19 protein-coding genes and 1 pseudogene are annotated in these 18,533 nt (G+C 29.4%); 5 read left to right on the forward strand and 15 right to left on the reverse strand.

All coding sequences use genetic code 11. The features are described from left to right. The first annotated feature begins 25 nt into the window (after nucleotides 1-25). The 5 genes from CC89_RS17050 to CC89_RS17070 all read left to right on the forward strand — a co-directional run bounded on the left by CC89_RS17050 (nucleotide 26) and on the right by CC89_RS17070 (nucleotide 4,995). The gene (locus CC89_RS17050) at nucleotides 26-634 is read left to right on the forward strand and encodes a 2'-5' RNA ligase family protein (protein ID WP_286161385.1); all 609 of its coding nucleotides are present in this window, start codon (nucleotides 26-28) and stop codon (nucleotides 632-634) included. Nucleotides 635-810: 176 nt separating this feature from the next. Next, a complete protein-coding gene (locus tag CC89_RS17055) occupies nucleotides 811-1,563 on the forward strand; it encodes a SagB/ThcOx family dehydrogenase (protein WP_035294228.1) in 753 nt (250 codons plus the stop codon). A 199-nt stretch (nucleotides 1,564-1,762) separates the two neighbouring features. After that, on the forward strand, nucleotides 1,763-3,001 hold the full coding sequence (locus tag CC89_RS17060) for an MFS transporter (protein WP_035294231.1): 1,239 nt from the start codon (nucleotides 1,763-1,765) through the stop codon (nucleotides 2,999-3,001). Between the two features lie 185 nt (nucleotides 3,002-3,186). After that, complete coding sequence (locus CC89_RS17065) at nucleotides 3,187-3,843, forward strand: DUF4397 domain-containing protein (protein WP_035294232.1); 657 nt, start codon at nucleotides 3,187-3,189, stop codon at nucleotides 3,841-3,843. A 216-nt stretch (nucleotides 3,844-4,059) separates the two neighbouring features. Then, on the forward strand, nucleotides 4,060-4,995 hold the full coding sequence (locus CC89_RS17070) for a transposase (protein WP_035294235.1): 936 nt from the start codon (nucleotides 4,060-4,062) through the stop codon (nucleotides 4,993-4,995). 109 nt (nucleotides 4,996-5,104) lie between these two features. Here CC89_RS17070 and CC89_RS17075 read toward each other — a convergent pair whose 3' ends face one another. The 15 genes and pseudogenes from CC89_RS17075 to cbiB form a co-directional block, all read right to left on the reverse strand. Further along, the gene (locus tag CC89_RS17075) at nucleotides 5,105-5,311 is read right to left on the reverse strand and encodes a DUF1540 domain-containing protein (RefSeq protein ID WP_035294238.1); all 207 of its coding nucleotides are present in this window, start codon (nucleotides 5,309-5,311) and stop codon (nucleotides 5,105-5,107) included. 337 nt (nucleotides 5,312-5,648) lie between these two features. Beyond that, the gene (locus tag CC89_RS20120; protein WP_081897100.1) at nucleotides 5,649-5,813 is read right to left on the reverse strand and encodes a DUF1540 domain-containing protein; all 165 of its coding nucleotides are present in this window, start codon (nucleotides 5,811-5,813) and stop codon (nucleotides 5,649-5,651) included. 135 nt (nucleotides 5,814-5,948) lie between these two features. Beyond that, a complete protein-coding gene (locus tag CC89_RS17080) occupies nucleotides 5,949-6,242 on the reverse strand; it encodes a hypothetical protein (RefSeq protein ID WP_185750793.1) in 294 nt (97 codons plus the stop codon). 160 nt (nucleotides 6,243-6,402) lie between these two features. Further along, complete coding sequence (locus CC89_RS17085) at nucleotides 6,403-7,755, reverse strand: cobyrinic acid a,c-diamide synthase CobB (RefSeq protein WP_035294241.1); 1,353 nt, start codon at nucleotides 7,753-7,755, stop codon at nucleotides 6,403-6,405. 165 nt (nucleotides 7,756-7,920) lie between these two features. Continuing rightward, nucleotides 7,921-8,715 (reverse strand): sirohydrochlorin cobaltochelatase, encoded by a 795-nt coding sequence (locus CC89_RS17090; RefSeq protein WP_035294243.1) that lies wholly within the window; start codon nucleotides 8,713-8,715, stop codon nucleotides 7,921-7,923. Nucleotides 8,716-9,014: 299 nt separating this feature from the next. Continuing rightward, nucleotides 9,015-9,797: a cobalt-precorrin-6A reductase gene (locus tag CC89_RS17095; RefSeq protein ID WP_035294245.1), complete on the reverse strand. Its 783-nt coding sequence runs from the start codon at nucleotides 9,795-9,797 to the stop codon at nucleotides 9,015-9,017. Between the two features lie 23 nt (nucleotides 9,798-9,820). Then, entirely contained in the window at nucleotides 9,821-10,555 is a 735-nt protein-coding gene (gene cobJ / locus CC89_RS17100; protein WP_035294246.1) for a precorrin-3B C(17)-methyltransferase, read from the reverse strand. 98 nt (nucleotides 10,556-10,653) lie between these two features. Further along, nucleotides 10,654-11,745 carry a cobalt-precorrin 5A hydrolase gene (gene cbiG / locus CC89_RS17105; RefSeq protein WP_035294248.1) on the reverse strand — a complete coding sequence of 364 codons (1,092 nt, stop codon included), beginning with the start codon at nucleotides 11,743-11,745 and terminating at the stop codon, nucleotides 10,654-10,656. A gap of 184 nt (nucleotides 11,746-11,929) precedes the next feature. Beyond that, nucleotides 11,930-12,673 carry a precorrin-4 C(11)-methyltransferase gene (gene cobM / locus CC89_RS17110; RefSeq protein ID WP_035294250.1) on the reverse strand — a complete coding sequence of 248 codons (744 nt, stop codon included), beginning with the start codon at nucleotides 12,671-12,673 and terminating at the stop codon, nucleotides 11,930-11,932. A gap of 46 nt (nucleotides 12,674-12,719) precedes the next feature. After that, a complete protein-coding gene (locus CC89_RS17115) occupies nucleotides 12,720-13,385 on the reverse strand; it encodes a cobalt-factor II C(20)-methyltransferase (protein WP_035294253.1) in 666 nt (221 codons plus the stop codon). A 171-nt stretch (nucleotides 13,386-13,556) separates the two neighbouring features. Continuing rightward, nucleotides 13,557-14,120, reverse strand: coding sequence for a precorrin-6Y C5,15-methyltransferase (decarboxylating) subunit CbiT (gene cbiT / locus CC89_RS17120; protein ID WP_035294255.1), 564 nt, complete (start codon nucleotides 14,118-14,120; stop codon nucleotides 13,557-13,559). Then, a complete protein-coding gene (cbiE, locus tag CC89_RS17125; RefSeq protein WP_035294257.1) occupies nucleotides 14,108-14,851 on the reverse strand; it encodes a precorrin-6y C5,15-methyltransferase (decarboxylating) subunit CbiE in 744 nt (247 codons plus the stop codon). The genes cbiT and cbiE overlap by 13 nt, the downstream gene beginning before the upstream one ends. 295 nt (nucleotides 14,852-15,146) lie before the next feature. Beyond that, nucleotides 15,147-16,154, reverse strand: a pseudogene (gene cbiD, locus CC89_RS17130) (cobalt-precorrin-5B (C(1))-methyltransferase CbiD); the annotation flags it as partial. 29 nt (nucleotides 16,155-16,183) lie between these two features. Beyond that, nucleotides 16,184-16,813 (reverse strand): precorrin-8X methylmutase, encoded by a 630-nt coding sequence (locus tag CC89_RS17135; protein WP_035294261.1) that lies wholly within the window; start codon nucleotides 16,811-16,813, stop codon nucleotides 16,184-16,186. A 197-nt stretch (nucleotides 16,814-17,010) separates the two neighbouring features. Beyond that, nucleotides 17,011-17,964: an adenosylcobinamide-phosphate synthase CbiB gene (cbiB, locus tag CC89_RS17140; protein ID WP_035294264.1), complete on the reverse strand. Its 954-nt coding sequence runs from the start codon at nucleotides 17,962-17,964 to the stop codon at nucleotides 17,011-17,013. Nucleotides 17,965-18,533: the final 569 nt, after the last annotated feature.

Genomic DNA, 18,533 nt, shown 5'->3' on the forward strand with positions numbered 1-18,533 from the left:
CCAAACAAGAAAACTTCATATAAATATGAGAAAGGAAGGTGAAAAGCCTCATTATCGTAAGAAGTTAAAACTTATGACTAAGGCATATATGAAAAAATATAGATTTGTAATTGTATGTTTAATTGAAGGTGATGCTCTCAAGTTTCATGAAAATCTTATAAATACTATAAAATTAAAATTTGGAGTTAATCCCCAAAAATTGCCCGCTCATTTTACAATAAAGGCTCCTTTTGAAACTGATGATTTGAATAATATAAGTGAATTACAAAACTTAATAAATGAATTTTGTTTAACCCATTCTAAATCTGAAATAAATATTAACGGATTTAACCATTTTGGAAATCGAGTTATATATATGGGCATAAATCCATCAATAAAAGCGTTAAATACGTATAAAGAGTTCATTGAGAAATTAAAAAAACTTTCTTGGTTAGACTGGAAAAGTAATGAGTCTAAAGAAAAAGTTTTTCATTGTACTGTAGCAACTAAATTTCAACAATATAAATTCCATACTATTTGGGATTTTGTAAGTAATTCCTGCCCTAATTTTAAATTATATTTTGATAATATATCAATATTATATTGGAAAAACAATTACTGGGAAACTTATAGAGAATTCAAATTTAATATTTAAAATTAAATAACATATATTTTAATATGGCATTTTCCATTTAGTATTTGAAATCGAGTGAAAATACCAAATTTTCTATTTAATTATTACATTTTTACTTACTAGTATTTTAATTTAATAATTTAAAATGATATAATAGTTTATATAATTACTTTTTTTTGAAAGGTAGTGGTAACCGTATGTATAATAAAAATGTAATGAGAGAATATTTAAAATCAAATGTTTTCAAAGAATTATACTCTTTAGAAACTGATCAAGAGAAGGAATTACCGCAACCGCCGGTTCAAAAAAATTGTTCTCCTAATGCTAAAATAATTGATTTAGTTTCTCCTGAGCTCTTTGATTGTGGCACAATGTCTATAATGGATGTATTAAAACATAGAAAATCTAGGAGAGTTTATTCTGATTATCCTCTAACTTTAAAAGAACTATCTTTTTTGATTTGGAGTATGCAGGGAGTAAAGAAAATAGTAAACAAAGGCTATGCTACATTAAGAACTGTTCCTTCCGCTGGTGCTCGGCACTCTTTTGAAACTTATTTAGCAATAATGAATGTAGATTCTTTAGATAAAGGCATTTACAGATACTTACCACTTGAGCACAAACTAGTATTTTTAGGTTACATTGAAAATCTAAATGTTAAATTATCTGAATGCTGCTTAAATCAGAAATTTGTTTCTCAAAGTGCTGTCACTTTTATACTTACAGCTATACCTTACAGAATGGAGTGGAGATATGATATAGCTTCCTATAAACTTGTAGCAATAGATGCAGGGCACGCCTTTGAAAATCTATATTTATCAGCAGAAGCTATAAATTGTGGAACTTGTGCTTTAGCTGCATATGATCAAGAAAAAATAGATAAATTAATAAATGTAGATGGTGAAGATGAATTTACCGTATATATAGCTCCAGTAGGTAAACAACTTTAGTTGTTTTGTGGTATGCTCATTTTGAGCATACCTATATTATTATATAAAATAATAAAATATTATTAATACTGCCTCCATTAATTTAAAGCAAACATTATCAAGACCTGTCCCTGATATATTTAGACCTGTCCCTGCAACTTTATACAACTTTAAAGGGACTTGTGCTTACTATTTTAATGTATAGAGAGTGTGATTAAATATGAATATTAAAAACAAATTAAGAGATTATTTTCCAGCTCTAACACATAAAAATTTCAGATATTTTTGGCTTGGTTCCATAGTTTCATTAATAGGAACATGGATGCAAAATACTGGTCAATCTTGGCTAGTTCTTACCCTTACTAATTCACCCTTTAAATTAAGCTTGGTAAATGCACTACAGTTTACTCCTGTTCTTTTATTTTCACTATTTGCTGGTGCAGTCATAGACAAACTTCCTAAAAAGAAGATTCTTGTTTTTACTCAAAGTGCAATGATGATATTAGCATTGATTCTTGCTTTACTAGTATTTACAAACAAGGTGCAATATTGGCATATATTAATTCTTGCTACATTACTTGGCTGCGCTAATACTTTAGATATGCCCACTAGACAATCTTTTATGATAGAATTAGTAGGAAAAGATAACCTTTTAAATGCTATAGCTTTAAATTCATCTGTTTTTAATGCTGCACGACTTATAGGTCCTGCTATCTCTGGTCTTATGATACATATACTTGGTTTTACATGGTGCTTTTTTTTAAATGGACTTAGTTTCATACCTTTAATATATGGTATATATAATATGAAAATAAAAAATACTAATTCTAAAAGAAACTTGAATAAAAATTTATTTAAGGAAGTTAAAGAAGGGCTAATATATATATCCAAAAATCCAAAAATATATAGAACAATTATACTTATAGGCGTAGTTGGAACCTTCATTATGAATTATAATGTTTTGATACCTCTTCAAGCAAAAATCGTTTTAAATGAAAGTTCAAAAGGATATGGATACTTAATGTCTTATATGGGTGCTGGTTCATTAATATCTGCAATATTGGTAGCAGCCTCTAATAAATCAGGTTCTAAAAGAAATCTTTTGTATTTTAGCGCTTTATCAGTATCATTCTCATTAATTTTAATTGGTTTTTCTAAAAGCTTTATACTTACAGGATTTTTACTATTCTTAGCAGGAATATTTAACATACTATTTTCAACCACTGCTAATTCAAGGGTTCAATTAAATTGTAATGATGAATATCGTGGAAGAGTAATGAGCATATATTCTTTAGTTTTTGCAGGTTCAACTCCTATAGGAAGCCTTATAACTGGATATATAAGTAATAATTTTGGAGTTTCTATAACCTTTATGACAAATGGAATTATCACAATTTGCTTATCACTAATCCTGCTAGTAACTTCTTTCAATTTTAAAAATGTAAAAACATTCAAATAAACCTATACTATTCTTAAAAGCTCTATCTCCAATATTTAAGAATGAATTTTTTACGGTATTTACAGGGACAGGTATGGGGTTATGAATTTTTTACGGTATTTATAGGGACAGGTATGGGGTTTGTAACATAATTCCTTCCAACTCATATAATTATATTGTAGCATTATAATGAAAGGATATTTTATATGTTTTTTGATCCATATTTTTATAACTACAATGAATTTAATAGACAGACCCCATTTTTTTCATATGTAAGAATTCTTCATGCTTCTCCTGATACCCCTGCTGTAGATATATACTTAGATAATGCTCTGATTGCAAAGAACTTATCTTACAAAAATTTCACAGAATATTTATCTATACCTACAGGCTTGCATAATTTAATGGTATTTCCGGCAAGTAATAAAAAAACACCTATTACAAATACCAATATTTTCATTTCTGAAAAAAAGATATTTACCGCAGCAGTTATTGGAAGTCTAAATAATATATCCATAGACCTTATTTCTGAACCAATAAAAGAAATTCCAAGCAATAAGACGCTAGTGCGATTCATTCATCTTTCACCTAGTAGCCCTCCCGTAGATATTACACTTCCAAATGGCACGAAATTATTCGAAGACGTAGAATATAAAGAAGTAGCTGACTACATTACTGTAGATCCTGCTCTGTATACATTACAAGCTCGCTTATCAGATACTGATAAAGTTATTTTAACTGTGCCTAAAATACATCTAAAACCAAATCGCTTTTATTCAATATATGGCATAGGTCTTTCCAATGGCAATCCACCTTTACAGTTTTTAATTCCATTAGACGGAAATACTTATTTAAAATTCTAATGTATATCAAATCTTCTCACCGCTCAATTAATACTGAGTTGTGAGTTTTCTTTTTAATTCTTATTAGCCTAAAAATATAGTGAACATATTTTTAAATCTTTTAACTAGTCAATCTCCAACTTCAAACATATTTTATATATAAATGTATTAATGTTTAAATAAAGTAATTTTGGGAATAGATATAATATATGCTGTACCTTAAAGGAGGAATTAAAAATGGCCAGATTCGCTAGGGTAAAAAACATTTTAGGAACTTATCATATAATGTTAAAGAGTATATCAGAAATTTATCTATTTAGAAGTTCTAAGGATAAAGATAAATTTCTTCAAATTCTAAATAAATATAAGACTATATATAAAGTTGAAATATATGCTTATTGCTTAATGGATAATCATGTTCATATTTTGGTATATTGCAAAGGTGCCGATATAAGTAAATTTATGCATGGAGTGAACTTAAGCTACGCGCTATATTACAATAAAAAATATAATAGAAGCGGACATGTTTTTAGTGATCGATTTAAAAGTAAGTTGATAATGGATGAAGTATATTTATTAAACTGTAGTACGTATATTCATAATAATCCAAAAGATATAAAGAAATATAAGGGAAGTGTTGAAAATTATAGTTATTCCAGTTTAGGTATATATCTTGGAAAACTAAAAGATAAATACGATTTAATAAATACCAGATTTATTCTAAGCTTATTTAGCAAAGATTTAATAAAATCTAGGATTTTATATGTAAACTTTTTAAAAAATACTAAAAATATTAAACTTTCTTCTAGCTTTACTTTATCACTAAAAGAAAATAACTCCTCTTCCGATTGCACTACAGATATAAATTGTAATTGTATGGGCAAAAGGAATTTTATACCTAGGGATTATACCTCTGATAAGATAATAAACTTTGTTAAAAAAAACATATACTCCGGAAAAATAAATATGTTAAACAAAAATTCATATAGAAATTTTAAATCTCTCTGTACAGTTCTATTAAAATGCTTGTGTGACCTAACTTATAATGAAATAGGTAAACGTCTAAATATTATTAACGTTTATGATTGTTATAAATTGTGTAATAACGGAGTTTTTTTAATTCAGACAAAACATAATGACATAGTGGAAAGATTCTTACAATCTGCAAAATAAACACTTAAAATATTAATAGATATAATACCTTAAGTGCTCAAAAGTTACTAATATTAAATTTAAACGTTTGCTGCTAATATTCATATATTCCTATTCTGATACAAAGATATCAATAATAAGTATTCAATTGATTTTTTTTTTGAAAATTAGCACATTTAGTATAGTTCTCTTTACCATTAGAACATTCTTTATCTATAATTATATTTGTTAGCGTACAATAATTTCCTGCTTTAGCATGGTGCTTACATTCTCTAACACTACATTTTATATTTTCATTATACTCCGCGATATTAAAGCCCATAGTTCTATTATTCATTTTATTTCTGCTATCAAAAATCTTAACACTAGATTTTGCACCTTATAATCTATATAAAGTGGTAGTATTGTAAACCATATTTTTAGCTGTTACTTACAAATTTCTTTTATCTACTACAAAGCAGTTTTTTCACCTACCTTTCATTATTCTATTATTATTTATATTTTATGATTTAAGTGTCCTTACTAAATAAATACTATTTAATTCTTTAATAAATGCTATGTAATAAAAATAAATATGCATTAAATTAAAAGTTTATATTTTAACTTCACACTTTTAAATAATAGTAAAAAATATAAACTCCAATTTTAAATTAGAGTTTATATTTAAATTCATATTATTTCATTTCAAAACTTCCACAGTCAGTAGCTTCTTGATTCTCGGCCATAATATCATTTTTTACTACTTTTATCTTATTTAGTGTACAATAATCATCATCTTTACAATGATATCTACACTCATCAACTGTACATTCTATACTATCATTACGTTTATCAAACATATTTAACTCCCTCCTTATAAATTAATTCCTTATTATTATCTTCAAAAAAAATTTTTATATTCATACACATTAAGCTCTTTCTTTAATAAATAACAATACCTGTCCCTAACTTTCACAAGTTAGGGACAGGTATTGTTATCCTACCATAGGTCTCATTATATCTTTTTTATAATCATATATAAATATCAACTTTCTATTTTCTACTTCTTTGAACCTTTCTAATAAAATTGAAGTTTCACAGGAAGTTATAATGGTAACTTTACGATTTTTTTCTAATAATTCTTCTAATTTTTTAATCATATTAAAATCTTTTAATTCATAATGGTAATAAACATCACTACCAATAAACATATTTAATTTTTCCGCTATAGCATTGCCTTTCTCTTCTAAACTAATAAAAACATAATTCATTTTACCACCTAATTTCATATAATTTGCATAATTCAACTCTCCCTCTACTTGTTTAAACCAAAGTGGACTTCTTAGTTAAAATATAAAATTTTCACTTTAAATTTTATTTCCAAAAAATTATACAACAAAAAAGTAATTTCTACAAATTATAAAAGGAAAAAAACTCTTTATAAAAATATTACTTAAAAAAGTTCTTATTTCCAAAAAAGTGTATATGCGCATACGCTCCCAATGTATTATTCTTAACATATCCACATTCCCACTGCTTTATTTCTCCTGTAATTGTTTCTTTTTGCAACTTATAAATTTTTTTTTCACTACAATTTACTTTAGATCTATGGAACTCATGACAATTTATCTTACTCTTCTTAGCAACTATACTATTTTCCTCATTTACTTCAATTTGTGCATATCCAAAATTTTGGAGCCTCTTTGTCATATAACTTACTCCATTGAAAAATCCAACAGTTTCCTTAATATTTATCCCGCTATAATTATTAAACATATACTTATTAAGCTCATCTTCTTTATATTCATTAGTTAGTCCCTTAGTTAAATACATTAATCCCCCGCACTCTGCAAAACACTTAAGTCCACTATTTAATTTATCATAAATACTATTTAGCATGAATGTATTTTGAGAAAGTTCATCAATAAAAACTTCTGGATATCCACCACCTATATATAGAAAATCTATATTTTCAGGAATCTTCTTATCAGCAATGGGACTAAAAAAAGTAACCTCTCCCATTTCCTCTAACATCTCTAAATTCTCTTTATAATAAAAACTAAAAGCTCTATCATAAGCTACAGCTGTTCTCATATTTTTATTTTTTACGTGAAAATTGTCTTGATACTTTTTACAATCATTCATATTTTCTATAAGAGCTTTTAAATCCACATACTTATGTATTAATTCAGCACAAATATCTATTTTCCTGTTAATATCACTTATTTCACTACTCTGTATTAACCCGAGATGTCTACTTTTTATACTTAATCTATCATCCTTAGGTATATATCCAAACACATTAGTTTTACAATTACTTTCTATTGCAATTTTTAATATTCTATAATAGGATTCACTTACATTATTCAAAATTATTCCACATACTTTTACATTATCGAAATTTAATATGCCATTTATTTCCGCACATAAAGTTGCCATTTGTGCACTAGGAGATAATACTAAAACCACTGGTAAATCTAATAACTTTGCTACATGTGAAGTGGAATATTCAGAATTTATTCCTTTACCATCATATAAACCCATAACTCCTTCTACTACAGCAATATCTGCATTACCTCTAGAAAAACTTGCCTTAACACCTTCTTCTCCCATGAGAAAAATATCTAAATTTCTAGAGGCTTTGCCTGTAATTGTGGAGTGGAACGCTGAATCTATATAATCTGGCCCTACTTTATATCCTTGTACTTGAAATCCTTTATTCATTAGCGCTCTCATCAATCCTAAAGTAAAAGTGGTCTTTCCACCACCACTTTTATTTGAACCTATAACTATTCCTTTCACTAATCTCCCCCCAATGGTCACAATATATTTTAAATACTCCAAATACCTTACAAATAACTCACAAATAACTCAGACCTGTCCCTGATAAATTCCTGGTAAATTTTCGCTAATTCGTTGGGATCTGTCCCTAGATATCTGGGGACAGGTCTTGTAATTTCTAAAGCTCTATAAAATTAAATCTCTAATTTTTTCTATATATATATCTTGTATAGATAAATTTTCACCCAACCCATGAAGATAAACAGTGGATTGAATTCCGTTGTTTTTTAATATGCTTTTCCATGAATCTTCTCCATCCCCAGACATGTCATTATTTGCATGTTCTCCAGCCACTAACATAAATGGCATTAGTACTACATTATCTATTTTATTCTTCTTAAGTCTTCTTATTACATTATCTAAAGTAGGGTATCCTTCCACAGTACCTACAAATACATTTTCAAGTCCACTTTCTTCTAATATGTACTGCAACAATGCATAACAAGCATTAGAATAGTGTGTGGTTCCATGCCCCATTAAAACAACGCCCTTATTTTTTTTCATAGTTGGCATTTGATTTTTTAAAGCACTTACTGCTTCTTCATATTCTTTTTCTTCATAAAGTAACGGGGTTCCAATTATTATTTTTTTAAACAAATTTTTATACCCATAAATAGTTTCTTTTACTGCGTCATATTCTATACCAGGAATTATATGCAATGGTTGAACTATAACTTCATTAAATCCATCAGCTTTCATCTTATCTAAAGCTTCCTTAGTACTATCGATATAACTATTTTCATTTATTTTAATCTTTTTTCTTATAATTCCAGAAGTAAATGCTCTTCTAATCTCATATCCCTGAAAGCTATTTTTAATCTTATTTTCTATAGCTTCTATAGTTAGCTTTCTTGTTTCTTCATAGCTAGTGCCGAAACTCACCACAAGAATTCCTTTTTTACCATTGTTAACTCTGCTCATACTGATATCCTCCTGCTACTTAATTTAAGGAATTTTTTCAAACTTTCTACATTTCATTAAAAGCTATCAAAGCAACTTTTTCCTTAATTTTCAATTTAAAGTAGTAATTTTATAATTAAAAAAGTTTATTTAATAATTTATCAATTACTTTCTTAATTACTTATTTTCACTATAAATATTTTAAAGTACGTGGGAATAAATAACAATTCAAAGATGCTGGTATATTTTTTTATCGGACAAGGAAGCTAGTTAGGACTATTGGCGGGTTTTGCTGACGCAGTATGTCGCAAAACATACTATCATACTGACTTATTATTTATTTGAATGTTCCTAATATACACTATCATCTCTTCAATGCTACTAAATACCTTATCTAATTTCTTATTACTTCTCTTAATCACAATGGCATAAATACCTGCACAAATGGCTGCCTCTAACTTCTCCCCTGTTCCGCCTTCTACTCCACTATCCTTCATAATAATGGCTTTGGCATTATATTCTTTTATAAAATTTAAATTTAAATCATAACTTATAGGCCCCTTTATAGCTATTAAGTCGTCTACCTTAACACCTAAATTAAAACATTCTTCCATGACCTTTAAAGATGGCAAAACCCTATGTATTATTCTATTTTCTAACCCCAACCTCAGTATTTTATCCATATTTCTACTTCCGCTAGTGTTTAATACATTTCCTCTAACATTTTTTAGACAATCATATATCTCTTCATATGTATCTACTTGCATCAATTTCTCATAGCTTTCATATTTTTCTACTACTGATGGACGCTCATACCTTATGTATGGTATTTTACATACATCACATGCTTTTACCACATTTTTTGTAACCTCTAGGGCATATGGATGTGATGCATCTATAAAAATATTAATATTATTAAGCTTTATAACTTCAATAATTTGTTGTAAATTCAATGGTGATGAATTCAAAACCTTATATTTATAATTTTCTAAAAGCTCCCCACCATATTTAGTAGCAGTAGAAATAAACAAATCTTCTGTGAACCCGTTTAGCATAGATACTATTTTTTTACCTTCTGATGTTCCAACTATAAGCCCTATCATTTATTTCACCTACATTCATGTTATTATAACTTATACTCTTCTTTATTTTCATATCCTCTAGGAGTTATAAAAATATTATCTTTAACATAACTTTGACTGTTTCCTATTATAACTATTGAAAGCATATCAACCACACTATCATCAAAATTATCTAATGTGAAAATATATGTTTTCTGGCCATCTCTTAAAGCATTTTTTACCACAGCCACTGGAGTTTTTCCATTTCTATACTTTCTAACAATATTTAATACCTCTGCCAAATTATTTGGTCTAGATTTACTTTTAGGATTATACAAAGATATTATAAAATCTCCTTGTGCAGCTAATTCCACTCTCTTTTTTATAAGATTATATGGCGTTAATAAGTCACTTAAACTTATGTTACAGTTGTCATGCATAAGAGGTGCTCCAACAATAGATGCCGCTGCTGATGAGGCCGTAACTCCTGGTATAATTTCAACAACTTCATCACTTCTCATCTGAAGTATAAGACCTGCCATTCCGTATATACCAGCATCACCGGTGCTTATTATTGCAACCTTTTTCTCTCTACTTAATTCTAAAGCCTTTTTACATCTAGGAATTTCCCCCTTCATTCCTGTAGAAAAGACCTCTTTATCCTGTATCAATGGAGATATTAAATCAATATATTTAGTGTATCCTATTATAACATCACTTTCATCTATAGCTTTCCTAGCTTTTATAGTCATATGTTCAATTCCACCTGGTCCCATTCCAATTACATAAAGCTTTCCCATGTTTTTCTCCTCTCGTTATATATAATATTAAAGACCTGTCCCTTTTAATTTTTCTATTAGCCCCGTATTTTTGTACTGCTTATATTTCTTACCACATTTTAAGCCCTTTTTCCTATGGCACAAGTCATGCCATCCTTACTTAATTTATTCATCAAAAAAGTTTCTCCTCCAGCCAACTCTACACATGGCTCACAAACACATCTTGCCCCTATGGTTTTTTCAACAAAATCGCTCCCTCGATATTTATGCTGAACCTTTCTTATATCCTGAATTGAAAATATCTTTAATTTTGCATTTAGTATTTCTGATAGGTTTCTTATAGCAGTTTCATTTCTTTTTACTTCCACAGTAGCAACTGAATTTATAGCTCTTAAATCTATATTTAATTTTTCTAATTCATCACGAACTATACTTAACATTTTTTCTTTGTCATAGTTTTTCCTACATCCTATGCCCACAACAATATTTTTCCTTATAAGCTTCAATACTGGTATATCTACTAGATCCATAAAATTGCTTTTATTAGTAACTGCAACTACTCCTGATATATTATTTTTCTTAAGGAAATCATGAAATCCTAATTTACTCAGCTGAAAAAATACTTCATTATCATCTTTATCATTTTTATCTACTTTTTTATTGTTTAGAGAAGAAACTTCCTCTAAGTTTAAATATCCACTAGGGGTTTTTATGAAGCCTTCCTCATCTAAAAATATGACTTTTTCACCATGCACCAATTTTGCAGATACATCCTTTGCTTTCTTCAAATCTTCAATGACTAAATTATATTTTTTAGCAATAATATCTGGTGCTAAAATGCCTAAGTTGTCTGTGGCCGTAGTTATTATCGGTTGAGCCTTAATAATATCTGCAACTTTTATTGTTAAATCATTAGCTCCTCCTATATGTCCGCTTAAAAGACTTATTACATATTTAGAACTACTATCAATTACTATTACTGCTGGATCTTTGTCCTTAGATTTAATATAAGGTGCAATGGATCTAATAGCTATTCCCGTAGAAGATATGAATATGATATTTTGAAACTCTCCCATTATGCTTCTAGCTATATTATTTATTCCTTCCTTTACAACCATTTCTCTAGTATAAACATAACATTCCATAGTAGAAGATATAGTTTTTGCAATATCATCTCCAGTCTTAGTAACACTCACTATAACACTTTTCATATTTAGTACCCCTTTTTAATACCTTTAAGACATTTATAAAATCCCTTTACTTTCACAAAATCTTATCTAACATGTATGCCCGTTTTTCTCGCTAAATTTTTCTTTATAATATTAGACCTGTCCCTGAATATTTCTTTTCTGAATATTTTCAACACCTGTCCCTTGATTTTCTATAATAATTCTGCTATTTTCTAAACATATGTGAGAAGTTTTTATCATATAATTTACTCTTGTCATATTCGCAATCAATAAAATCTCCTACTAGTATTTGAGCACATCTAGTAATATTTGCTTCTTTTACTTTAGTAGCTATATCATCTAATGTACCCACAACTATTCTTTCATCCGGCCAGCTAGCTTTTTCTATTACTGCTATAGGTACATTCCTACCATAACCTTTTTTCAATTTCTCTACTACTTTTTCTATCATGCTTACAGATAAGAATATAGCCATAGATGCTCCTATTTTAGCTAAATTCTCCAAATCTTCTTTCTCTGGTACAGGAGTTCTTCCCTCTACTCTAGTGAGAATAACTGTTTGTGAAACATTAGGAAGTGTAAATTCTTTTTTTATAGCTGATGCTGCTGCTGCAAAAGAACTAACCCCCGGAATAACTTTATATGTTATATTAAATTTATCCATCTCATCCATTTGCTCCTTGATTGCTCCATATATTGAAGGCTCTCCAGTATGTAATCTTACAACCAACTTATTTTCTTCTTCAGCTTTCTTTATAACATCAATAACTTCATCCAAATTCATAGAAGCGGAATTATATATTTCTGTACTCTCTTTACAAAATTCCAAATGCTTATTGTTTACTAATGAGCCCGCATATATTACCACATCTGCCTTAGTTAAAATATCTCTTCCCTTAACTGTTATTAAGTCCACATCTCCTGGTCCTGCACCTATAAAATATACCATTTTAACTCCTCCATTCATTTACGAAAACTTGTCTCTTTAACAATTATTATTTTTTATGTGCTATTATCAAGCTCATATACTCCCTGTTATTTAAAATTCTTTCTCTATTTCTTATAATTTCTTGTCCTTCTCTTCCAGTCTTTTTAATGTAAACATAATCATAAGCATTGCTTTCCAAGAAATCTAATACCTTTTCCTCTATCTTATATACCTTCATTATTGCTAAATTCTTTTGACCTTTAACAGTATCTAATCTAGTAGCTGGAAGTACTAATAAAGGTTCATCGCCTATTACTAAATATTCATTTGCAACACTAGCACAAGCGCAAAATGAAGTTATTCCTGGAACAGTCTCCACTTCAAATCCATCATCTTTTAAATTCTGTAGAAGATAAGTATAAGTACTAAATATAAATGGATCTCCTATGGTTAAAAACACAACATCTTGGCCCATACTCAATTTTTTTTCAACTTCTTTAGCATTTTCTCTAATTTTTATTTTCTGCTCTGGTCCTCCCATTGGGAAATGCATAACTAAAACCTCAGCATCCTTTTTTATAAATTCCTTAACAGTCTCATATGCTATACTTTTTCCACCATTTTTGGCACTTGGCACCACAATAATGTCTGAATTTTGTATTATTCTAGCAGCTTTTAAAGTTAAAAGTTCCGTATCTCCTGGACCAACACCTATGCCATATAATTTTGCCATATTAAAATCCTCACTTTCTATTAATGAACTTTAATTATTGAACTTTTTAAAATGTATTTTTAATTTTTTTGCAATACCTGTCCCTATTGCTTTAATATTACTATAAAGCTCGTACATTTTTTACTAATTCTTGAACTATATCTTTTAAACCTTATTATTTTTCTAATTTGATTACCTTTTATTAGCTACGAGCATAAAAATTGGATTGTTAGCTATAATCATACCACTCTTGCCTTTAACCTTACTTATAGCTACTTGAGTACATTCTGTCTTGTACCCAATTTTGTTTAAAAACTCCATCGCCTTATATAAATTACTTATTGTTATAAAGTTTAAAACCATAACTCCATTCTCTTTTAATTTACTGCTATATCTACTTATGATACATTCAATGTTTCCACCGCTGCCTCCAATAAATATAGCATCAAACACATCTTTTATATTATTTATAACACCTAAAGCCTCACCTTTAATGAGCTGTAAATTTGTGCAGTTAAATTTTTTCTTATTTTGCTCCATAACTTCTATAGCTTCTTCCTCTTTTTCTATAGCTACAACTTTTCCCTCACTGCAAATTTTACTGCACTGAATGCTTATACTTCCCGTTCCAGCTCCTATATCTAAAACTTTGTAATTTTCTTGTAAGCTCATTTTGCAAATACTTAAAATTCTAACTTCCTCTTTTGTCATAGGAGGATTTCCTCTTATAAACTCTTCATCTTTTATAAAATGCATTTTTCAATCACCACCACACATAAATCACTGTAACTCTTCCTTGCCATTTCTGAAAGAGTTCCCGAAGAAATTTTTTCATTCTCATAAGATAAATTTTCTCCAACGTAAATCTTAATTTCTAAACCTTTCTCTGCTGTTTTACCTGATTGGGTATATTTCATTACACCTGTCCCCACTGTTTTACTTGCTTCTGTGTATTTTATTATACCTGTCCCTGCTGTTTCTGATGCTTTCTCACTTTCTTCTATTAAATTTAATCTCGCCTTTAATAATCTCTCACAAAGAACATTGGGTGCGTTTGTTTTATCTGTAAGCCAAATAGATATTTTATGACTTCTTACCACATCCACAAATTCCTCTTCCCTACCATGCATACTTCCAGTAAAAGCTTCATTCCAAGGAACTGCTATTTTGCTCATCATATATTGAAAAGAGCTTATTCCAGGTATTATCTCTATCTTACCTCTATAATTATTTTTAATATAATTAGTTATCCCATAATAACAGGGATCTCCTGAAGCCGCTACTGCTATATCTTCATCACAATTATTATTTATGTATTCAATTATTTCCTTTAAAGTTGTTACTACGACCTTTTTGTTTTCTATAAAATATAGACTTTCTATAGCCCTTTTAAATCCTAACACAATATTAGCTTTTTCCATCACATCTATAGCCTTAGGAATTATATAATTCTTATGACCTGGCCCTATACCTACTATGTAAATCATAAAGTCCTCCTTATAGAATTGAACTATGTATTTATTATTCCTTCCCCTTTATCCTTCTTTCAATTTTATTGTTTTTACCCCTTCTTGTATCATATAATATACCAATATCCATGGAGTATAATATTACCTCTGGAGAAATTTTATCGTGAGTATAAGTTTTAATTCTATGCACTATCTTGTTACAGATATTCTGGAACAACTCAGTAAAATTCCAAGAATCATCCCCAGGAGTTTTACCATTACTTGCTAATTCATTATGCTTTTCTCTAGTTTCAGTTACAGCCTCACTATACCTGTCCCTAACTTTCTCAACAGTTTCATCACACCTGTCCCTGACTTCCTTGTACATTCTACTTCTTTCCCACAAAAGATTTACGGCTCCTTCTGTGGTTTTTTGGCTATAAACTTCTCTCACAAGTTCAACTGGTGCTCCCATTAATGCAATTTCTAATGCTAACACTTCTAACCTTACATCACTAACTCTGCTATGGGTGTTAAAGCAACCAGCAGATACTTTTCCTAATTTCCCTACATGGCCAACTACTGTAATATTTTTAACCCCCTGTTGAACACAGCTATCTAATGCAAATCCAACATAATTAGACATTATAACCATAGCTTCCTCATTAAGTTTGAGTTTTTTAGCCATATCTTCGCCCATATTTCCAAACAAAAGGATTAAATCTTTTTGTCCACTTTTAACCTTTTGACTTATTTCCAAGGCAATAGATTCCTTAAGGGCTTCCTCTGACATAGGAGTAACAATTCCAGTGGTTCCAAGTATGGATATCCCCCCAACTATATTAAGTCTAGGGTTAAATGTTTTCTTCGCTATTTCTTCTCCCTTAGGTACAAATATAGTTATTTCTACTCCCTTTTCCGGAGGCAGTACATCTCTAACTTCTTTTTCTATCATCTTTCTTGGCACTGGATTAATAGCATATTCTCCTTCAGGTACATAGAGTCCAGGGCTCTTAACTATACCTACACCCTTACCGCCTTTTAGAATATAACCACTTTCTCTAATCGCAGCTCTGGCCCATATCTCCAACCCATCAGTTATATCCGGATCATCTCCCGCATCCTTAATGACACAACATTGAACAAAGTTTCTCCCTCTTTCAATTTTTTTAATTTCTAAATAAAGTTCAATTCCCTTTGGAGTATCTATTCTTACATTATCCAAAACCTCATTATTAAAAAGCATCATAGTTGCCGCCTTAGCTGCCGCTGTTGCACAAGAACCCGTAGTATATCCGCACCTTAATTTTTTTCCTTCACTATTAACATATAAATCCAACATAGTTACACACCTTATTTCTTGCTTTCTTATTATTCTCTTTCTATAAGCATGTACATTAAAGCATTTACTATAGAAGCTGCCACTGTACTGCCTCCTTTTCTTCCTCTAACAGTAATCATAGGCACATCTAATTTTTCTGCTTCTTCCTTAGACTCTGCTGCACCAACAAATCCTATAGGACAACCTACTATAAACTTAGCCTTAGATTTTCCCTCTAAAATCATTTCCTTCAACCTAAATAGTGCTGTTGGTGCATTTCCAAATACAAAGAATTCTACTCCATCCTCCACAGCCTTCTCCACTGCTGCCATAGACCTAGTAATACCTCTTTTTTTAGCTATTTCACTCATTCCATCTTTACTTACATAACTAATAACTTTACAATTCAATTTTTCTAAAGCCCTCTTATTAATTCCTGAAGCCGCCATCTTTGTATCTGTATAAATAGTAATACCTTTTTCTAAAAGTTTTAACGCTTCATCTATAGCTCCAGGTCTTATATAAACTAAATCTTTATAATCAAAATCTGCTGTAGTATGTATAACTCTTTTTATTATCTGAATCTCTCTTTCATTAAAATTATGAGCTCCCATCTCTTCCCCTATTATTTCAAAACTTCTTTTTTCTATATCCATTGGAATTTTTATATAATCTTTCATAATTAAACCTCCTATGTTTTAGAACTATTGATTTTGTAAAAAAACATTCCTATCGGCAATACTATATTAATAAATTTAAAAATAGTCAGGGACAGGTATAGTTAAATTTAGTTAAATTTCTGAACTCCTCAGGAACCAGATCTGGCTAAGCCGCTAACTAAATGCCGGTTAAACCCTAGGGACAGGTCTAGCTAAATCTATCTAAATACCACCCCTACTACAACATAAATTATTAATAAAAGTATCTCAGAAAAATACATAAGTTTTATAACCTCAACTATGTGTTCTTTAGTTAAATCTATTATTTTATCACCAATAGTTGGTTTATATATAACTTCACCAAAATATGTATTTGTCCCTCCAAGTTGAACTCTCATAGCACCTGCAGCAGCTGCTTCTGGGTATGCACAGTTAGGGCTTTTGTGATTTTCTCTATCTCTTATCATTATTTTGAAAGACTTTATTATGTTACCTCCTACTAAAGGAGAAACAATACACATCAAAATTCCTGTAACCCTTGCAGGAATTAAATTAAATACATCATCTACCTTAGCTGGGAAATAACCAATATCCTTGTATTCCTTGGTCAGATATCCAAGCATAGAATCCATAGTATTTATACCCTTATACATCATAGCCAAAGGAGCTCCACCTATCATAGCAAAAATCAAAGGAGCTATAACCCCATCAGCAGTATTTTCAGCTACTGTTTCCACATCTGCCCTAATAACTTCATCTTCAGAAAGATGTTTAGTCTCTCTTCCCACTATATATGAAAGCTTTAATCTGGCGTCTTCAATATCCTTATTCTTTAATGCCTTATAAACCTTCATTGCTTCCTCCTTCAAACATTTACATGCAATGGTTGTCCATAATATTAATATACTTAATCCATGATGAATTAATGGCATCTTTTCCGTAAACTTTAAAATGAAATAAGGAATAGCAAAACTTGTTCCTGCTACTAATATAACAATAATTCCACCAAAAAACTTTAACTGCCCAGGCTTTTTAGAAATTTTTCTAAATCCCTTTTCTAAAAATCTTATAAACTTACCTATGTATATAACTGGATGTGGAAAGCCATAGGGATCCCCTATTAGCCAATCTATAGCTACAGCTATTAGTACATCTAAAAAATTAAAATACATAATATATCTTCCCCCATGTTCATAATCGAAAAAATTAGCAAATGCCTAAATAATTAATAGTATCTTAGACCTAAAGCTCTAAATTTAAAATTAATTTCACCTTTATTGATAATTGAGTATTGTAACAGATTATTTTAAATATCATTAAGGTACATGAAAATAAATAACAAGTCAAAGATACTGGTATATTTTGTGTGATTGTAACTGTTTTTTAACTTTTAATTATATTACTTATAATATAATTAAATTAACAAGTAATTTATAGGAAGTGATTCGCATGAAAAAATCCTCTATAAAAAAATCCTTTAACATAGTTCCATTCATAGGCATCGTATTCATATCAATAATAGTATTAGAATTAACATTTTTATCGATTTAAATATAATAAAAATTTAATTTCCCTTCATTTATTTTTGTTTCCCTGCTTTTACTAAAGCTGGGATTTTATTTTTTAACTATATTCTATACAGTACTAAAATCAATAGTTTAAAAAACTCAAACCATGTTTCTTAGGTATAATATAAGAATTTTTGTATAAATAAAAAAACAGTAGTTCCAAGAAAACTACT

It is taken from the genome of Clostridium sp. KNHs214, assembly GCF_000744935.1.
GTDB lineage: Bacteria > Bacillota > Clostridia > Clostridiales > Clostridiaceae > Haloimpatiens.

What these genes read in the sequence shown, in the direction of transcription:
- CC89_RS17050 (WP_286161385.1), top strand. Translation starts at nt 26, where the DNA reads ATGAGAAAGGAAGGTGAAAAGCCTCATTATCGTAAGAAGTTAAAACTT.
- CC89_RS17055 (WP_035294228.1), top strand. Translation starts at nt 811, where the DNA reads ATGTATAATAAAAATGTAATGAGAGAATATTTAAAATCAAATGTTTTC.
- CC89_RS17060 (WP_035294231.1), top strand. Translation starts at nt 1,763, where the DNA reads ATGAATATTAAAAACAAATTAAGAGATTATTTTCCAGCTCTAACACAT.
- CC89_RS17065 (WP_035294232.1), top strand. Translation starts at nt 3,187, where the DNA reads ATGTTTTTTGATCCATATTTTTATAACTACAATGAATTTAATAGACAG.
- CC89_RS17070 (WP_035294235.1), top strand. Translation starts at nt 4,060, where the DNA reads ATGGCCAGATTCGCTAGGGTAAAAAACATTTTAGGAACTTATCATATA.
- CC89_RS17075 (WP_035294238.1), bottom strand. Translation starts at nt 5,311, where the DNA reads ATGAATAATAGAACTATGGGCTTTAATATCGCGGAGTATAATGAAAAT.
- CC89_RS20120 (WP_081897100.1), bottom strand. Translation starts at nt 5,813, where the DNA reads ATGTTTGATAAACGTAATGATAGTATAGAATGTACAGTTGATGAGTGT.
- CC89_RS17080 (WP_185750793.1), bottom strand. Translation starts at nt 6,242, where the DNA reads ATGAAATTAGGTGGTAAAATGAATTATGTTTTTATTAGTTTAGAAGAG.
- CC89_RS17090 (WP_035294243.1), bottom strand. Translation starts at nt 8,715, where the DNA reads ATGAGCAGAGTTAACAATGGTAAAAAAGGAATTCTTGTGGTGAGTTTC.
- CC89_RS17095 (WP_035294245.1), bottom strand. Translation starts at nt 9,797, where the DNA reads ATGATAGGGCTTATAGTTGGAACATCAGAAGGTAAAAAAATAGTATCT.
- cobJ (WP_035294246.1), bottom strand. Translation starts at nt 10,555, where the DNA reads ATGGGAAAGCTTTATGTAATTGGAATGGGACCAGGTGGAATTGAACAT.
- cbiG (WP_035294248.1), bottom strand. Translation starts at nt 11,745, where the DNA reads ATGAAAAGTGTTATAGTGAGTGTTACTAAGACTGGAGATGATATTGCA.
- cobM (WP_035294250.1), bottom strand. Translation starts at nt 12,673, where the DNA reads ATGGTATATTTTATAGGTGCAGGACCAGGAGATGTGGACTTAATAACA.
- CC89_RS17115 (WP_035294253.1), bottom strand. Translation starts at nt 13,385, where the DNA reads ATGGCAAAATTATATGGCATAGGTGTTGGTCCAGGAGATACGGAACTT.
- cbiT (WP_035294255.1), bottom strand. Translation starts at nt 14,120, where the DNA reads ATGCATTTTATAAAAGATGAAGAGTTTATAAGAGGAAATCCTCCTATG.
- cbiE (WP_035294257.1), bottom strand. Translation starts at nt 14,851, where the DNA reads ATGATTTACATAGTAGGTATAGGGCCAGGTCATAAGAATTATATAATT.
- CC89_RS17135 (WP_035294261.1), bottom strand. Translation starts at nt 16,813, where the DNA reads ATGAAAGATTATATAAAAATTCCAATGGATATAGAAAAAAGAAGTTTT.
- cbiB (WP_035294264.1), bottom strand. Translation starts at nt 17,964, where the DNA reads ATGTATTTTAATTTTTTAGATGTACTAATAGCTGTAGCTATAGATTGG.